Genomic DNA, 14036 nt, shown 5'->3' on the forward strand with positions numbered 1-14036 from the left:
CGGCCTCAGAGCGGGATAAATATAAAAACGAGGAAATAGAAAATGCGCAAACTGTTCAAACAACTGGGTACCACTCTGATGGCAGCAACACTGGCGACGGCCATTCAGGCAGAACCGCTGGTCATCGGTGGCAAGAACTTCACCGAGCAGCAACTGCTGACTGAAATGACCGCCCAGTATCTGGATAAACAGGGCTACGACATTGAACGCCGTGCCGGCATGGGCAGCGCAGTCCTGCGCAAGGCGCAGGAAAATGCCCAGATCGACCTGTACTGGGAGTACACCGGCACCTCACTGCTGGTATACAACAAGGTGAAGGAGCAGATTGCTGATCCGCAGAAGGTCTATGAGAAGGTACGTGAACTGGATGCCAAGAAAGGGCTGACCTGGCTGAACCCGTCCAGCGCCAACAACACCTATGCGCTGGCCATGCGCAACGAAGATGCTGACGCCAAGGGCATCAATACGCTGAGTGATCTGGCCAAGGCGCTCAATGACGGCCAGGAGCTGACGCTTGCTACCAATGCTGAATGGTACTCCCGCAAGGATGGCTACAAGGAGCTGAAAAAGGCCTACGACTTCGATATTCCGCGCAGCGATATCAAACGCATGGACTCAGGCCTGACGTACGTGGCCCTGAAAGAAGGCCAGGTCGATATTGCACTGGTATTTGCCACTGACGGCCGCATTCCGGCCTTCAACTTCCGCGTGCTTGAAGACGACAAGGGCTTCTTCCCCAACTACGCCATCACCCCTGTGGTGCGTGATGAGGTGCTGAAGGCCAACCCGAACCTGAGTGAGCAGCTGAACAACCTCTCAGCACAGCTGGACAACGACACCATGTCGGCATTGAACGCCAAGGTGGATGTGGACCGCATGTCCATCGAAGATGTTGCAGCCGAATTCCTGACCGCCAAGGGCCTGCTCTAAAACCGCCAGCCGGGCCGGCGCTACCGGCCCTTTTCTGGAGCCATAAAATGAATACTTCTCCGCTTCTGGTTGGGGTCGTACAGCTCAACTCCGAACTGCTTGCCCTTGAATCCAACCTCAGCACCCACGCCGACTGGATTCGCACTGCGCAATCTGAATCCCTTGAACTCCTGCTGTTTCCGGAACTGTCATTAACCGGCTATCAACTGGGCCGGCGCACACCCGAGGCCGCCATGCGTGCCGACGACGAGCGTTTGAAGTCACTGGCCCGTATCGCGCCGAACATGACCGTTGTAGTGGGCTTTGTGGAGCAGGCCAGCCCCGGCGAATACTATAACGCCGTCGCCTACCTCAGGCAGGGTGAAATCGCTGCCGTCTACCGCAAGATCAATCTGCCCACCTATGGCGGCCTGGAAGAAGGCAAGTGGTACCACCCGGGTGAAGAGCTGGTTCAGGTGGAATGCAAACCAAACTGGACTGCCAACACGCTCATCTGTGCTGACCTCTGGAACCCGGCGCTGGTCCATTGCGCCATGTTGCGTCGTCCCGAACTATTGCTGGCCCCCGTCAATTCAGCTTCAGCCATTGTCAGCGATGAGTTCTCCAACGAAAACAACTGGCAGACCAACGTCAGCTTCTACGCCATGCTATACGGCGTGCCTGTACTCATGGCTAACCGCTATGGCGCCGAGGGCGATGCCTGGTTCTGGGGCGGCAGCCGCATACTGGGCCCCCGAGGTGAAGTACTGGCACAGGCGGAAGACCGTGAATGCCTGATCAGTGCCGAGCTGGATCTAAACAGCATCGCCGCTGCGCGCTTCGATCATCCGGCCATACGCGATGCCAACACCCTATTGATCCAACGCCTGCTCAACCAATCATAAAAACAACCAGGTTTGAGGTGGGCACCCGCCCGCCTCACTGCACAAAAAGGCCCAAGCCGTGCACTCTCTCAACAGTTTCATCCATGACCTCACACCCGAGGATTTACCCGACAACGTGATTGAACAGGCCCAGCGTTGCCTGCTGGACCTTCTGGGCGTCGCCGCTGCCGGCCACCGCACCCGCCTGAGCAGTATTATGCAGCGCTTTGTAACCGCCCAATATCCGGGTGATATCCCGCTCCTGTTCAGCGATCAAACCGCCAGCCTCTGTGGCAGCGCACTATTTGGCGCCCTGCTGATAGACAGTCTGGACGCCCATGACGGCCAGGTACTTACCAAGGGCCATGTCGGTGTCGCCATCCTGCCGGCATTGCTGGCACAAGCCCACGAGCAACCGCTTGACGGCAAGGGCTTTCTAACGGCCCTGGTCATCGGCTATGAAATCGCTACCCGTGCCGGAATTGCCCTGCACCGCACCGCAAGTGACTATCACACCTCCGGTGCCTGGAACGGCATCGGTGTCGCCGCCATGCTCTCACGCCTGCGCAAGCTAAGCCCTGAGCAAACAGCTGAGGCACTTGGGACCGCTGAGTTCTATGGCCCTAGAAGCCAGATGATGCGCTGCATAGATCACCCCACCATGGTGAAAGACGGCTCGGGCTGGGGTGCACTCGCCGGTGTCAGTGCCGTGCTCTTGGCCGAGTCAGGCTTTACCGGAGCCCCGGCAATTACACTGCAAGGCCCGGAAGTCGCCGATATCTGGCAAGACCTGGGACAGCGCTGGTACATCCTCGAGCAATACTTCAAAGCCTATCCTGTGTGCCGCTGGGCCCAACCCGCTGTGGAAGCCGTGCGTACCCTGCGCCAGCATCCGGGCTTTGCGCCTGAGCAAATCGAAGCGATCCATATTTACAGCTTCCACGAAGCTACTCGATTACACAAAGTACTGCCCGAGACCACCGAAGAAGCCCAATACAGCCTGCCATTCTCGGTCGCCTCTGCCCTGATCGATGATGCCGTGTTACCTGAAGCCGTGGCTGAAACGCCGCAGGGGTTGCAGCACCCTCTGCGACGACAGCTAAGCCAGCGGGTACACATGCATGAAACCGAAGCCTACAACGCCCGCTTCCCGGCCGAACGCTGGGCCCATGCCCACCTTATTATGAAAGATGGTCGCCAGTGGACATCGGAGCCCTGTATCGCCCGAGGCAATCCTGAGAACCCGCTGATCACTGGAGAGTTGTTGGCCAAGTTCAATTTGCTAACGGATGGCTTGATGACGACAGCAAATCAACGGCATGTTTCTGAAGCCTGCCTTGCAAGCTGGGGACTGGACCGTTTAGACGTTGAGGCATTACTCAAACGTCTCTCTGGCCGCCTTGCTGTCTGAGAAGTTCACATACTGGAATCAAAAAACCGGCCGCGGCCGGTTTTTTCGATAGTATCAATCTTTTCAGGCTGTCTTAAAAACCGTAAAGGGCGGCGGGGTTATCAACCAGAATACGATTGCGCACTGCCTCATCCGGCACCCAACGGGCCAGCAGATCCAGCAGGTCGCCATCATTGGGCATGGGAATCGAGAAATGCGGATGCGGCCAGTCCGAGCCCCATACACAGCGGTTGGGATTGGCTTCCACCAGCGCCTGGGCAAAGAGATCCACGTCTGTATAGGGAGGTTGCTGTTCGGCAGTGATCCGGTACGCGCCTGATAGTTTCACCCAAACCTGTTCGTCTCTAAGCAGGTTTAGCAATGCCTGAAAGCCCGGATGCTCCAGCCCCTTGCGGCAATCCATATGACCCATATGGTCTACGACAACGGGCACCGGCAAAGCGCGAATGCGGCTTTCCAGGTCCTCAAATTCTGACACATCGATCAGAAACTGCAGGTGCCAGTTGCGGGTAGCCAGACGCTGGGCCAATACTTCCACATCACGCCATTGAATACCGCCCTTGAACAGCAAATTCATACGTACACCACAGTGACCACCGGCTTCCAGCTGGTCAAGCTCGGTTTCTCTGGCATCCGCATCCACCACAGCCACGCCCTTGTATGCGAGCCCCTGGCCACGCAGATAGGCCAAAGCATCCATCTGCAGGCGGTTATCGGTGCCATAGACACTGGGCTGCACCAGCACACCGCGGGCAATACCCAGGCGTTCATGCAGATGGCGATAGGCCCCTACCGGTGCATCGGGCGGTGTGTAGGTACGATTGGGAGTGTAGGGATAAATGCGCTCAGTGCCGAAGACGTGGGCATGGGTGTCACAGGCACCCGGCGGAATTGTGAAAGCGGGTGCACGGGGAAAGGGATCGGCGGCGTCACAAACAGGAATAGATTCGCTCATTTAACACCTCTCATCACAGAGCCTTGAACGAAAAACCGATGCCGGTAGTGCAGGCCGGCATCGGTAAAAGGAGAACTCAGAACCGGTTAAACGTTGGCCTGAATCCACTGGGCAATGTGGCTGGAGAACTCGATGAACAGCGGGTTGTCATCCAGCATCCACTCAGTGTGACCACCACCGGCGAGCAGGAACAGCTCTTTCGGGCCCGGGTAGGCTGCGTACAGCGCCTTGGGCTCGGTTACCGGGTGAAGATCATTGTCGGCACCATGTGCGATCAGCATCGGAATGTTGGAGAAACGTTCATCCAGGTGCGCTTCCGGCTTGAAGCTGATCAGAGAGTCAGCGAGATCCAGTGTCGAGGTCACACCATAGCCCGGTGCCTTGACCAGCTCGGTGAACACGTATTCTCGGCTGACCGGGTCCAGCGGGTAGATATCGAAGGGATCAATACCCTCAGGAGCGCCGCCATTGGCAAGACGGGTGCGTTCCTTGGCCATGAACTGCTTGAACTCTTTCCAGCCATGTTCGCCGCGCAGTGCTTTCTGCACGCGCACCGCATCGAAGAAACCGTTCATGGCGATCAGGCCATCAATCTGATCTTCACAGATCCGGAAAGCATCAATGATCAGGCCGCCAGCCATCCCCCAGCCTGCCAAAACGACTTTACGGCCCTCTTCGTCGGCACGCTGGCGAACAATGGCAACGGCACTGGCAATATCGCGTACCTGCTCTTCCAGAATGACACGCTCACGTTCGCCCTGGGACTCGCCAAAACCACGGTAGTCAAAACCAAAGACGGTGAAACCCTTGGGCGTCAGGGCTCGCGCATAACGCTCAGGGTGGATGTTTTTCTGGCCGGTGAAACCGGAGCAGACGATGACAATCGGCAGGCTCGGGTTGGAATTCTGTTCGTCGGTGAAGAAAGCGCCATCCAGGGTCAGGCCATCACTTTTGAATGCAACTTTTTGTTCGATCATTGTTTGTGTACTCTTATTCGAAGCTCAGGTTGTTGTTCAACGGTTGCAATAATGGCGTAAAGACCTGTGGCAGAATGTTCAATTTACGACGTTATCAGGCACATTCACGACTTCATTTTTCGAGCAATTTGTTTCATTCCGGGAACCCTCCCCTGTCCTTTCTGCCCAGTCTCGCTAGAATGTAATTCTCATTCTCTTTTATCGAGCCCTCATGACTGCAGCAGCTGAAAACCCCTATGCTTCTCCCTCAGTACGCTGGCTCACCCTGCTGAGTATCTGCGTCGCCACCTTCCTCATGCCCATGAGCATGTCGGCCGTGAACGTTGCCCTGCCGGCCATTGCCGAAGACCTGAACGCTGATGCCGTGTTGGTGAGCTGGATTCCGACCATGAACCTGCTGGGCGCAATTGCCCTCCAGCTTCCGGCAGGCCGGATCGCCGATATGATCGGGCGCAAGAAGGTGTTTCTGTCCGGCCTGCTGCTGTTCACGCTCAGTTCGCTGGCCATTGCCATGGTGGAACATATTGGCTGGCTGCTGTTGATGCGTCTGCTTCAGGGGATCGCCGGCGCGATGATCTTTGGCACCGGCATGGCGATCGTATCTCAGGTGTTTGCTGAACATGGCCGCGGCATGGCGCTGGGGCTAACGTCGACGTCAGTTTATCTGGGCCTTACCTGCGGCCCGCCCATCGGTGGCTGGCTCACGGAGTGGTGGGACTGGCACGCAGTGTTTCTGGCGCCTCTGCCGCTGGCCATCGTCTGTGCCCTGCTGGTGTGGATCAACGTACGCGAGACCGAGCGTCAGAAAGATGAACGGCTGGACTGGATTGGCAGCCTGCTGTTTATCGCTGCCTCCAGCCTCTTTTTTGTTGGCCTGTCAGAGCTGCCGGACTGGAAAGGCGGGCTGCTGGGCGTCATCGGGCTGGCGTTGCTGGGCCTGTTCATCTACCAGCAGGAGCACTCTCCCTATCCGCTGATCCGGCTGCGTCGGATGGTAAAGAACCTGGTGTTCTTCCGTTCCATTCAAGCCAGTTTCCTGATGTATGCCGCCAACTATCCGCTGCAGTTTCTGCTCAGCCTCTATCTGCAATATATCCGTGAACTGTCTCCGGCCGAGGCGGGACAGCTGATGCTGCTGCAGGCGATGATGATGGCGCTGCTGGCACCTGTCGCAGGCCGTCTGTCCGACCGCATGGAACCGCGTATACCGGCGACTCTGGGCTGTATCCTGTTCGGTACCGGCTTTATGATTCTGGCGCTGCTGGATCAGGACAGTGGCCTTGGCCAGGTGATGTTGGCACTGCTGGTCATGGGCACCGGCTTCGGGCTGTTCTCTTCGCCCAACAACAATGGCGCCTTGAGTGTGGTGCCGACCGAGCGCCTGAGCATCGCCTCTTCCCTGCTCAACATCTCCCGTACGCTGGGCAACATGCTGGGCATGGCAGTGGTGGTCTTCCTGTTCAACATGTTTATCGGCAATGCCCAGCTGACATCCGATCAGTTCCCGGCCTTGATGAATCTGCTGGAATTCGCGTTCTGGATCTGCTGCGGCTACTGCCTGCTGGCCGCCTGGCGCTCCTGGTCGCGAGGCACCGTGCATCAGCAAGGCTGATTTTCAGGCATAAAAAAGCCGGGGTACAAGACCCCGGCAAGCACTTCGTAGCAACAATCACAGAAGTGAGATGATGAAAAAGCCTTAGCCGCGGCTGATGCTCAACAGCTGTGGCTGGGTGTACTCGAGCAAGCCTTCCTCGCCAAACTCGATACCCACGCCGGACATCTTGCTGCCACCGAAGGGGCAGTGGGGCAAGACTTCAGCGTGGTTGTTGATCCAGGCAGTGCCTGACTCAAGGCGTGTCGCAACTGCACGCGCCTGTTCAATGTCATCGCCCCAGACGGAACCGCCCAGGCCGTTGACGTTATCGTTGGCCATGGCCAGTGCTTCTTCCACGGTGCTGTAAGCAATGATCGGCAGGGCAGGACCAAACTGCTCTTCGTCGACCAGGCGCACGCCATTGCTGACGCCAGCCACAATTGTCGGCGGGTAGAAGAAACCGTTACCCTGCTGAGCTTCGCCACCGCAGAGAACACGACCACCCTGTGCACGGGCGTCGTCAACCAGCTCGGCAACCAGATCCAGCTGGGCCTTGTTCTGAACCGGACCGAAGGTAACACCCTCTTCCAGACCGGAACCGACCACCTGCTCTGAAGCCAGTTCAACCAGCTTGGCGCACATTTCGTCGTACTGATCTTCGTGTACGTACAGACGCTTGAGCGCGGCACAGGTCTGACCCATATTCAGGAACGCCGTCTGGAAGATGCCTTGGGCAATCTTGTCCAGATCGGTACCCGGCAGCACGATAGAGGCATCGTTACCACCCAGCTCCAGGGTCAGGCGCTTCAGGTTGTCGGCAGACTTGCGCATGATGTCCTGACCGGTCGGAGTAGAACCGGTGAAGACGATCTTGTTGATGTCCTGGTGAGATGTCATGGCACGACCGATGCCGCCTTCACCTGTGACAATGTTGATCACGCCAGCCGGCACAACCTGGTTGATCAGCTCGACCAGTTTCAGCGTGCTGAACGGCGTCAGGGAGGACGGCTTGGACACTACGGTATTACCGGTACGGATCGCCGGCATGATGTGCCATACCGCAATCATCAGCGGCCAGTTCCACGGCGTGATTGAGCCTACAACACCCAGCGGCTTGTGGTGCAGCTCGGCCAGGCGTGTTTCGCTGTCTTCGATAACCTTGACCGGCACATCAAGGTCAGCGGTGTAACGGGTCCAGCCTGCAGCGGCACCAACTTCCATCTGTGCAAGCGCCAGCGGCTTGCCCTGCTCCAGTGTTACCACACGGGCCAGTTCGTCAGCGTTGGCATCGATCAGGTCCGCGATACGGTGCAGCATCGCCTTGAGCTCGGCATCCGGCGTGTGCTGGAAGGTTTTGAAAGCCGCCTGTGCGGCAGCCACGGCCTCGTCCACCTGCTCCGGTGTAGCGGCCGGACACTGGGCAAAGGCTTCACCGGTGGCCGGGTTGTTCACCGGGAACGGCTCACGTCCGCCCTCAACCGGCTGGCCATTGATAAAGATTGTCGATACCGTCTGCATGAGAAATTCCTTAGGTTGCGAAAAGCACCCGGCCCGACTCGGACAGGGTGCCTTGGGTTACATCGGGTTTGATCAGAACGGAACGATCGCGATGACCTGTCCGTAGACATTGGTGTCGTCGCCACCAATCTGAGTTCCGTTGCTGCTATCTGGAGTATAGAAGCCAACCAGCGGGCTGATGATCAGGTTCGGGGTGACCACCCATTCCGCGTACAGGTCGATTTCCTGACCGTCCATGGCACCGCCAGCAGTGTCGCTGAAGTCAAAGAACAGCGCGCCCAGGCTCAGCATTTCGGTCGGTGAGGCTTTTACGCCCACGTGATGAACATCGGTACCGGAGTTGAACGGGCCGGCATAGTTGGCCGCCACTTCACCCTGGAACCAGGTGCCGTAGCCACGGTTGAAACCGAAGAACAGCGGGTCGAAGCCTTCGTCGAAGGAGGCGTAACGGTAGTTCACGCTCGGTGACCAGGCTACGTCAGCGAAGGTCCAGCCGGCTTCCATGTACCAGGCATCGGCATCCGGTGCAGAGTTGTCGCCCTGATCCTGAGTGACGAACTCACCGGACAGGAACAGGTTTTCAACGCCGGCATTGCCCTGGTAACGCAGGCTCAGGGTCTGCTGACCGTCACGGTTGGTGTAGCCGTAGTCTTCGTTGACATCCAGACCTTCAATGAAGGCGGCACCGAAAGTACCTTCCGGAGTGACATATTCGGCGTTGATACCGGCCAGCTCGGTTTCAGCCTGGGCACGGTTGTCCGATTCCAGCCAGAACAGGTCGGCACGCAGCCCTTCGGCACCACCGACACGTACAACTGCGGTACGATCAAAGGCTTTACGCGCGGCCAGCCAGTAGGCGCCACCGCGGTTCATGTTGGTGCCGGCCAGCTTATCGATGGCATCACCGAAGTTGAGGGCGTCACCGTTGATCAGGAAACCGTCGCCAATGGAAAAGTTCTGACGACCGAAAGAGATGTCCAGACCGTCCTGACCCAGCGCCGGGATCAGGCTGCCGGAACGCCAGCCCAGGTAGGCGTCTTCCAGGTCGGTTTCAGATTCGTCACCGGAGGTGAAACCACCGGCATCACCGTCGCCCCAAGTAGCGGAGCTGACCAGGTTCAGGCCACCGTAAACGCTGGCACCGGATTGGTAAGCGTGGCTGCCGGACAGACCGTACTTGATGTAGCCTTCGCGCCAGTCGGAACCACCGGCTTCGCTTTTGGCACCCAGGTTGTAGTTTTCTTCACTGGTGAATACACCGAATACCGCTTCGATATCCAGGTTCAGCTCGGAGCCGTTCTCACTGTAAAGGTTGTAGGCGGAAGCCGGTGCCGACAAAGCTGCAGCAACCGCTGCCGTCAGCAAATAGCCGGAAGTACGACGAAAGATCTGATTTTTCATTGGCGTCATTCCTCGGGTGCCGGACCGGCATCATCCATGCCGATCAGGTCAAATGTATATTATTGTAGACGCACTAAGACTAGAGGCTGCCTGTAAACCAGATACGTGTTTGTTGTGAGAACTTGTGGCGATTTGTAACAGCTTGTAACGCCATCACATCCCCAGCGCTTTCAGCCTCCGGTACAGGGTTGCGCGACTGATCCCCAGTGCCGTGGCTGCAGCCGTAACATTGCCGTCATGCTGTTCCAGAGCACGCCGGATCATCATTTCTTCGCTGGCCTGAAGGGTGCCGGCTGTCGAAGCGGGCCCCTGCTCCAGCTCATCCAGAAAATCATCGCTCAGATGGCTTTCATCCAGCACCCGTTCGTCCGGTTCCATAAAGGCCAAGGCCACTTTCAGGACCATCTCCAGCTGACGAACATTCCCGGGCCAACGATAAGCCTCCAGGCGGGTTAAAAGCCCTGCTTCAATTTCAATGTCGGGACGCTCCAGCTGCTGCAGCAATCGTGCACATAGCGTGTCAAAACTGCTTCGCTCACGCAGTGCCGGCAGTTTGACGCCCACGCCATTGAGTCGGTAATAGAGGTCCTCACGGAACTCGCCCTCGGCGACCATCTGCTTGAGATCACGATGAGTTGCACCAATCAGGGCAATATCCAGAGCCACCTCTTCGCCGCCCCCCAGTGGCGCTACCTTGCGCTCCTGCAATACACGCAGCAAACGTGCCTGCAGTGATAACGGCATGTCACCGATCTCATCCAGGAACAGCACACCACCGTTCGCCTGCTGGAAACGCCCCTGCATGCCACCCTTGCGTGAACCGGTAAAAGCGCCTTCGCGATAACCAAAGAGTTCGGACTCAATAAGCCCTTCCGGAATGGCGGCACAGTTTACCGCGACAAATGGTTGGCCGCTCCGGTTACCCGCCTGATGCAATGCCCTGGCAGCTACCTCCTTGCCGCTGCCGGTTTCACCGTTCAATAGCACGGGGACATCATTGTCCAAGGCCTTCACCGCCATTTTCATGGCACGGGTCAAACGCGGTTCACCCTCGGCAAAATCCAGTACAGCCTGGTCCCGTGTCGGTTTGACTCTGGGCTCGATATCACGGCTGACCGGCGTCAACGCAGCCAGCCGATTCGGGAACTGCAGAAGCTCACAGAAGAGTTCGCCCGCACGTGTCTGAACTGATGCGATCCGTTGCCGCATGCAGTTATTCATCAACACGCCCATTTTCTCACCCACCAGCTCTTCCAGCTGACGCCCGACCAGTTGATCTCGCCCACGGCCCAGCAACTGGCAACCCTGTTCGTTTATTGCCAGCAGAGCGCCGCATTCATCCAGCGCCACCAGGCCTTGCCAGGCGGAGCGCAGATACTGATGTCGTGTGTGAAATGCCAGCACAATGCGATGCTGATACTGACTGGTAAACAGGCGGGATTCGATATTGCGTGCAGCCAGCTGGATAACGCCCAGACTGTCTTTGGGCTGATCATTACGGCCTACCCGTGTCAGGTCGAGCACACCGGTCACCTGACCATCGGCATCGATAATGGGGGCAGAGGTGCAGGAAAAATGCGCTACCGTATCGAGAAAATGCTCTTCTTCGTTAATCAATACCGGTCGGCGCTCGATCAGAGCGGTACCGACAGCATTGGTGCCACGGTTGGCTTCACTCCAGGACACACCCTGACGCAACGCCAGCTGGCGTGACGGTGTAACAATCTGGTCACTGCCTTCCAACGCCAGGATACGGGCGTCCGCATTGGCCAGTATGATCAGGCCCTGGTCACCAAATTGGTGCGTCAGCTGCTCAATTTCGGGCAGCGCAGAATGCAGCAACGGCTGATGCTGTTCCTTGAAAGCCAACAGATCACTGACTTCGTCAATCTGTTCGGGGTCAGTGGAAGCGTTATCGAGCCCGGCTTCCAGACTACGACGCCAGGAGGCTTCGATTTCATCACGCAGGAAGCCGCGTGGTAACTGTCCATCGGTGTGCAAGCGCTCACGAGCAACACGCGCAGAGAGCACAGGGTCGCTTATAAGATCCTGGCGTAAACGAGGAGCCATACATCCGGCCTCTTTATTGTTATTGTCCGGGTTGACATGAATCATAGGTGCTCTCCCTTGTATACGACAATGCCCGCTCAGGTGCAAATAGAGGGAAGACAGCAAAATTTGCGCCAGTGGTTGCCAACACAGGTGTGCGCCAGAGCTGAACCACCGGCAAACACTGGAGTCGAACAACATTATGAACCTTATCAGTGAGGACACGTCATGCGTATCGCCGGCCTGATAGCCATTTCTCTCATTCTGGGCGGCTGTGCCTCCCTGCCCGATGACCTGACCTCACCTGAAGGCCAGGCCCTGTTGCCCTTTGCTGATTCCAGGACGGTAGCGGCATCCCAGCAAAAAGCACGCTGGGGCGGTGAAATTGTCGCGGTGCGTAACCTGGCTCAGGGCAGTCAGGTGGAAGTGGTGCAGTTTGTCCTCAGCAGCAACGGCTACCCGGTTAAAAGTGACAACAGTGGCGGGCGTTTTCGGATCGAGACCTCGGCTTTTATAGATCCGGCGATTTACAAGGCAGGGCGGAAAGTCACCGCATTGGGGCAATTTGACCGTATCGAATCAGGCAAAATCGATGAACAGCCCTACAATTTTCCGATTCTTAAAACGGAATCGGTGCACCTTTGGCCGGAAGTAAAAGAGCCCCCTGCTGCCTGTGATTGCGACCCGTTCTGGGGCAACAGCCTGATGCATCGTCCGATTATTGTGGTGCCGGCCAAGCAGCCGAGATAAGTCGTTTGCTTCGCTGAGGGCTGAGGGCCGAGAAAAAAAGAGCCCGGACGCGAGGGTCCGGGCAAGCCTGTCGGTTCATGAGTGCAGACAGGGAGAGATTACAGGCGTGCTGGCAGGGTTAGCGCATAAACACCTGAGATGTTGAGATCGCCATGTCACCGCCCGGCAGCTGGATATTGCCCAGTTTTTCCATGCTGTCGGCATCATAGATGGCCACATCGTTGAAGGTACCACCCAGGTAAACCTTGCTGCCGTCATGGTTCATGGCAATACAGTAGTAGGAGTGGTCCAGTTCTGCAGCGCCCACCAATTCTTTCTTCTCAATGTCATACTTTGCCAGACGGTTCAGTACCCCGAACACCAGGTTCGGATCCTTGGGTGAACGCATACCGGAGAAGTAGATCTCGGTAATCGGACCGAAATCGGTGGTTTCGGTTTCACCGGTTTCCAGATTCACGTTCATGAAGCCGTAGATCCAGTCCGCCGTATTCAGATCGTAGCTTTCATCCTGAAATTTGGCGGTGGTGTACAGAATGGTGAAGTCCTTTGAGGGAGACTGGATCGGCCAGGCATTCAGCACATCAGGCGGGGCATACAGCGGGCGGTCCCAGTTGCGGCTGGGAATCGCCACATCCACCTCACCGGTGTTCACATCCACCTTGTAGATATCGGCACCGGCCATATACAAAGTGCCGTCATCCCCGGTCTGCATCACCGTAACCTGGCGTGGCGACGGGAAGGTACGAACCGGCTTGGCATCCAGCCCTGCACTGGTGTCATAGACCGCCAGACGCGCCGGCTGCACGCGGTAGTGGTCGCGGTACAGCATGGTCGGATTCTGCACCGCATAGATCTCGTCACCATCGGCACTGATGGCAAAGGAGAAGATCGATTTGGTACGTTCATTCTGCTGCAGTGACATGGAAGCATGGAAGGTCACTTCGCAGTTATCCAGGTTCACACCGTAGATATCCTCGTAGTGGTTGTTGAGGATATAGGCGGTTTTGCCATCCGGTGCCATCTGCGTCACGCCGGGGCCAAATGCATCCGGCAGTTCGCAACTTTTGTAGAGAGTATCGGTTTGCAGGTCGATCACGTGCATGCTGTTGGGGTAGTTTGCCACCAGCATGTACTCATTGCCCTCTACCAGCGCCGGCCCCTGAGCCAGCACACTGGTGGAAATTGCCGAACCCAGCACCAGCGCGGCCGTCGGCATCAATGCGGTCAGTCGTTTCTTATCCATTATCAGATCACCTTCGGCTTAGTTCTTGTCTTTCGGGAACACGGTACCCAGGTTGCGCCAGTCCTCTTTCGAGTTCATCGCATCCTTGTTCCAGTCCGGATAGGTGTTCATCATGTCCGGCACCTGTGCCGGCCACCAGCAAGGGTCTGCACAGCCGTAAAGGTCAGCTTCCATCGGCTGGCACAGCGAGGTTACGCCGCCAAAGGCATCAATTTCCCAGCCCGGGTCGGTGGTGGCAGTACAGCCGGCCAGTGAGCTCATGGCCACGACCTCTTCCACACTGTCGTCGGCCACGGCCTGGCTCAGCAACTGAGCCTTGTTATTGATCGCTTTGAGATGTTTCAT

Annotated in this window: 12 protein-coding genes; 5 read left to right on the forward strand and 7 right to left on the reverse strand. The window is 57.3% G+C overall.

Going from position 1 to position 14036, the window contains the following annotated elements; genetic code table 11:
• The first annotated feature begins 42 nt into the window (after positions 1 to 42).
• The 3 genes from BW956_RS07065 to BW956_RS07075 are packed head-to-tail and all read left to right on the forward strand — an operon-like array spanning position 43 to position 3204.
• Positions 43 to 930, forward strand: coding sequence for a glycine betaine ABC transporter substrate-binding protein (locus BW956_RS07065; RefSeq protein ID WP_010323723.1), 888 nt, complete (start codon positions 43 to 45; stop codon positions 928 to 930).
• A 47-nt stretch (positions 931 to 977) separates the two neighbouring features.
• Positions 978 to 1814: a nitrilase-related carbon-nitrogen hydrolase gene (locus BW956_RS07070; RefSeq protein ID WP_076461930.1), complete on the forward strand. Its 837-nt coding sequence runs from the start codon at positions 978 to 980 to the stop codon at positions 1812 to 1814.
• 58 nt (positions 1815 to 1872) lie between these two features.
• Positions 1873 to 3204 carry an MmgE/PrpD family protein gene (locus tag BW956_RS07075; protein ID WP_076461932.1) on the forward strand — a complete coding sequence of 444 codons (1332 nt, stop codon included), beginning with the start codon at positions 1873 to 1875 and terminating at the stop codon, positions 3202 to 3204.
• Positions 3205 to 3277: 73 nt separating this feature from the next.
• On the opposite strand, the gene BW956_RS07080 is transcribed toward BW956_RS07075, so the two are convergent.
• Positions 3278 to 4159 (reverse strand): amidohydrolase family protein, encoded by an 882-nt coding sequence (locus BW956_RS07080; RefSeq protein ID WP_076461934.1) that lies wholly within the window; start codon positions 4157 to 4159, stop codon positions 3278 to 3280.
• Between the two features lie 86 nt (positions 4160 to 4245).
• A complete protein-coding gene (locus BW956_RS07085) occupies positions 4246 to 5136 on the reverse strand; it encodes an alpha/beta hydrolase (protein WP_076461936.1) in 891 nt (296 codons plus the stop codon).
• Between the two features lie 211 nt (positions 5137 to 5347).
• Between BW956_RS07085 and BW956_RS07090 the strand changes: the two genes are divergently transcribed.
• On the forward strand, positions 5348 to 6748 hold the full coding sequence (locus tag BW956_RS07090; protein WP_076461938.1) for an MFS transporter: 1401 nt from the start codon (positions 5348 to 5350) through the stop codon (positions 6746 to 6748).
• An 84-nt stretch (positions 6749 to 6832) separates the two neighbouring features.
• Here the strand turns inward: BW956_RS07090 and BW956_RS07095 are convergent, their stop codons facing one another.
• The 3 genes from BW956_RS07095 to BW956_RS07105 form a co-directional block, all read right to left on the reverse strand.
• Positions 6833 to 8248: an aldehyde dehydrogenase family protein gene (locus tag BW956_RS07095; protein WP_076461939.1), complete on the reverse strand. Its 1416-nt coding sequence runs from the start codon at positions 8246 to 8248 to the stop codon at positions 6833 to 6835.
• A 72-nt stretch (positions 8249 to 8320) separates the two neighbouring features.
• Complete coding sequence (locus BW956_RS07100) at positions 8321 to 9649, reverse strand: alginate export family protein (RefSeq protein WP_010323731.1); 1329 nt, start codon at positions 9647 to 9649, stop codon at positions 8321 to 8323.
• A 153-nt stretch (positions 9650 to 9802) separates the two neighbouring features.
• Positions 9803 to 11719, reverse strand: a complete 1917-nt coding sequence (locus BW956_RS07105) for a sigma-54-dependent Fis family transcriptional regulator (RefSeq protein ID WP_076462118.1) — start codon at positions 11717 to 11719, stop codon at positions 9803 to 9805.
• A gap of 207 nt (positions 11720 to 11926) precedes the next feature.
• On the opposite strand from BW956_RS07105, the gene BW956_RS07110 reads away from it, so the two are divergent.
• A complete protein-coding gene (locus tag BW956_RS07110; protein ID WP_076461941.1) occupies positions 11927 to 12448 on the forward strand; it encodes a Slp family lipoprotein in 522 nt (173 codons plus the stop codon).
• Between the two features lie 118 nt (positions 12449 to 12566).
• On the opposite strand, the gene peaD is transcribed toward BW956_RS07110, so the two are convergent.
• Both peaD and qhpC read right to left on the reverse strand, forming a co-directional pair.
• The gene (gene peaD / locus BW956_RS07115) at positions 12567 to 13691 is read right to left on the reverse strand and encodes a quinohemoprotein amine dehydrogenase subunit beta (RefSeq protein WP_083702967.1); all 1125 of its coding nucleotides are present in this window, start codon (positions 13689 to 13691) and stop codon (positions 12567 to 12569) included.
• An 18-nt stretch (positions 13692 to 13709) separates the two neighbouring features.
• Positions 13710 to 14036 carry a quinohemoprotein amine dehydrogenase subunit gamma gene (gene qhpC / locus BW956_RS07120; RefSeq protein ID WP_076461943.1) on the reverse strand — a complete coding sequence of 109 codons (327 nt, stop codon included), beginning with the start codon at positions 14034 to 14036 and terminating at the stop codon, positions 13710 to 13712.

Source organism: Marinobacterium stanieri (genome assembly GCF_900155945.1).
Classification (GTDB): domain Bacteria; phylum Pseudomonadota; class Gammaproteobacteria; order Pseudomonadales; family Balneatricaceae; genus Marinobacterium; species Marinobacterium stanieri.

Coding starts and splice junctions, on each gene's coding strand:
- BW956_RS07080 (WP_076461934.1), bottom strand. CDS start 4,159: ATGAGCGAATCTATTCCTGTTTGTGACGCCGCCGATCCCTTTCCCCGT.
- BW956_RS07110 (WP_076461941.1), top strand. CDS start 11,927: ATGCGTATCGCCGGCCTGATAGCCATTTCTCTCATTCTGGGCGGCTGT.
- BW956_RS07095 (WP_076461939.1), bottom strand. CDS start 8,248: ATGCAGACGGTATCGACAATCTTTATCAATGGCCAGCCGGTTGAGGGC.
- BW956_RS07105 (WP_076462118.1), bottom strand. CDS start 11,719: ATGGCTCCTCGTTTACGCCAGGATCTTATAAGCGACCCTGTGCTCTCT.
- peaD (WP_083702967.1), bottom strand. CDS start 13,691: ATGGATAAGAAACGACTGACCGCATTGATGCCGACGGCCGCGCTGGTG.
- BW956_RS07090 (WP_076461938.1), top strand. CDS start 5,348: ATGACTGCAGCAGCTGAAAACCCCTATGCTTCTCCCTCAGTACGCTGG.
- BW956_RS07100 (WP_010323731.1), bottom strand. CDS start 9,649: ATGAAAAATCAGATCTTTCGTCGTACTTCCGGCTATTTGCTGACGGCA.
- BW956_RS07070 (WP_076461930.1), top strand. CDS start 978: ATGAATACTTCTCCGCTTCTGGTTGGGGTCGTACAGCTCAACTCCGAA.
- BW956_RS07065 (WP_010323723.1), top strand. CDS start 43: ATGCGCAAACTGTTCAAACAACTGGGTACCACTCTGATGGCAGCAACA.
- qhpC (WP_076461943.1), bottom strand. CDS start 14,036: ATGAAACATCTCAAAGCGATCAATAACAAGGCTCAGTTGCTGAGCCAG.
- BW956_RS07085 (WP_076461936.1), bottom strand. CDS start 5,136: ATGATCGAACAAAAAGTTGCATTCAAAAGTGATGGCCTGACCCTGGAT.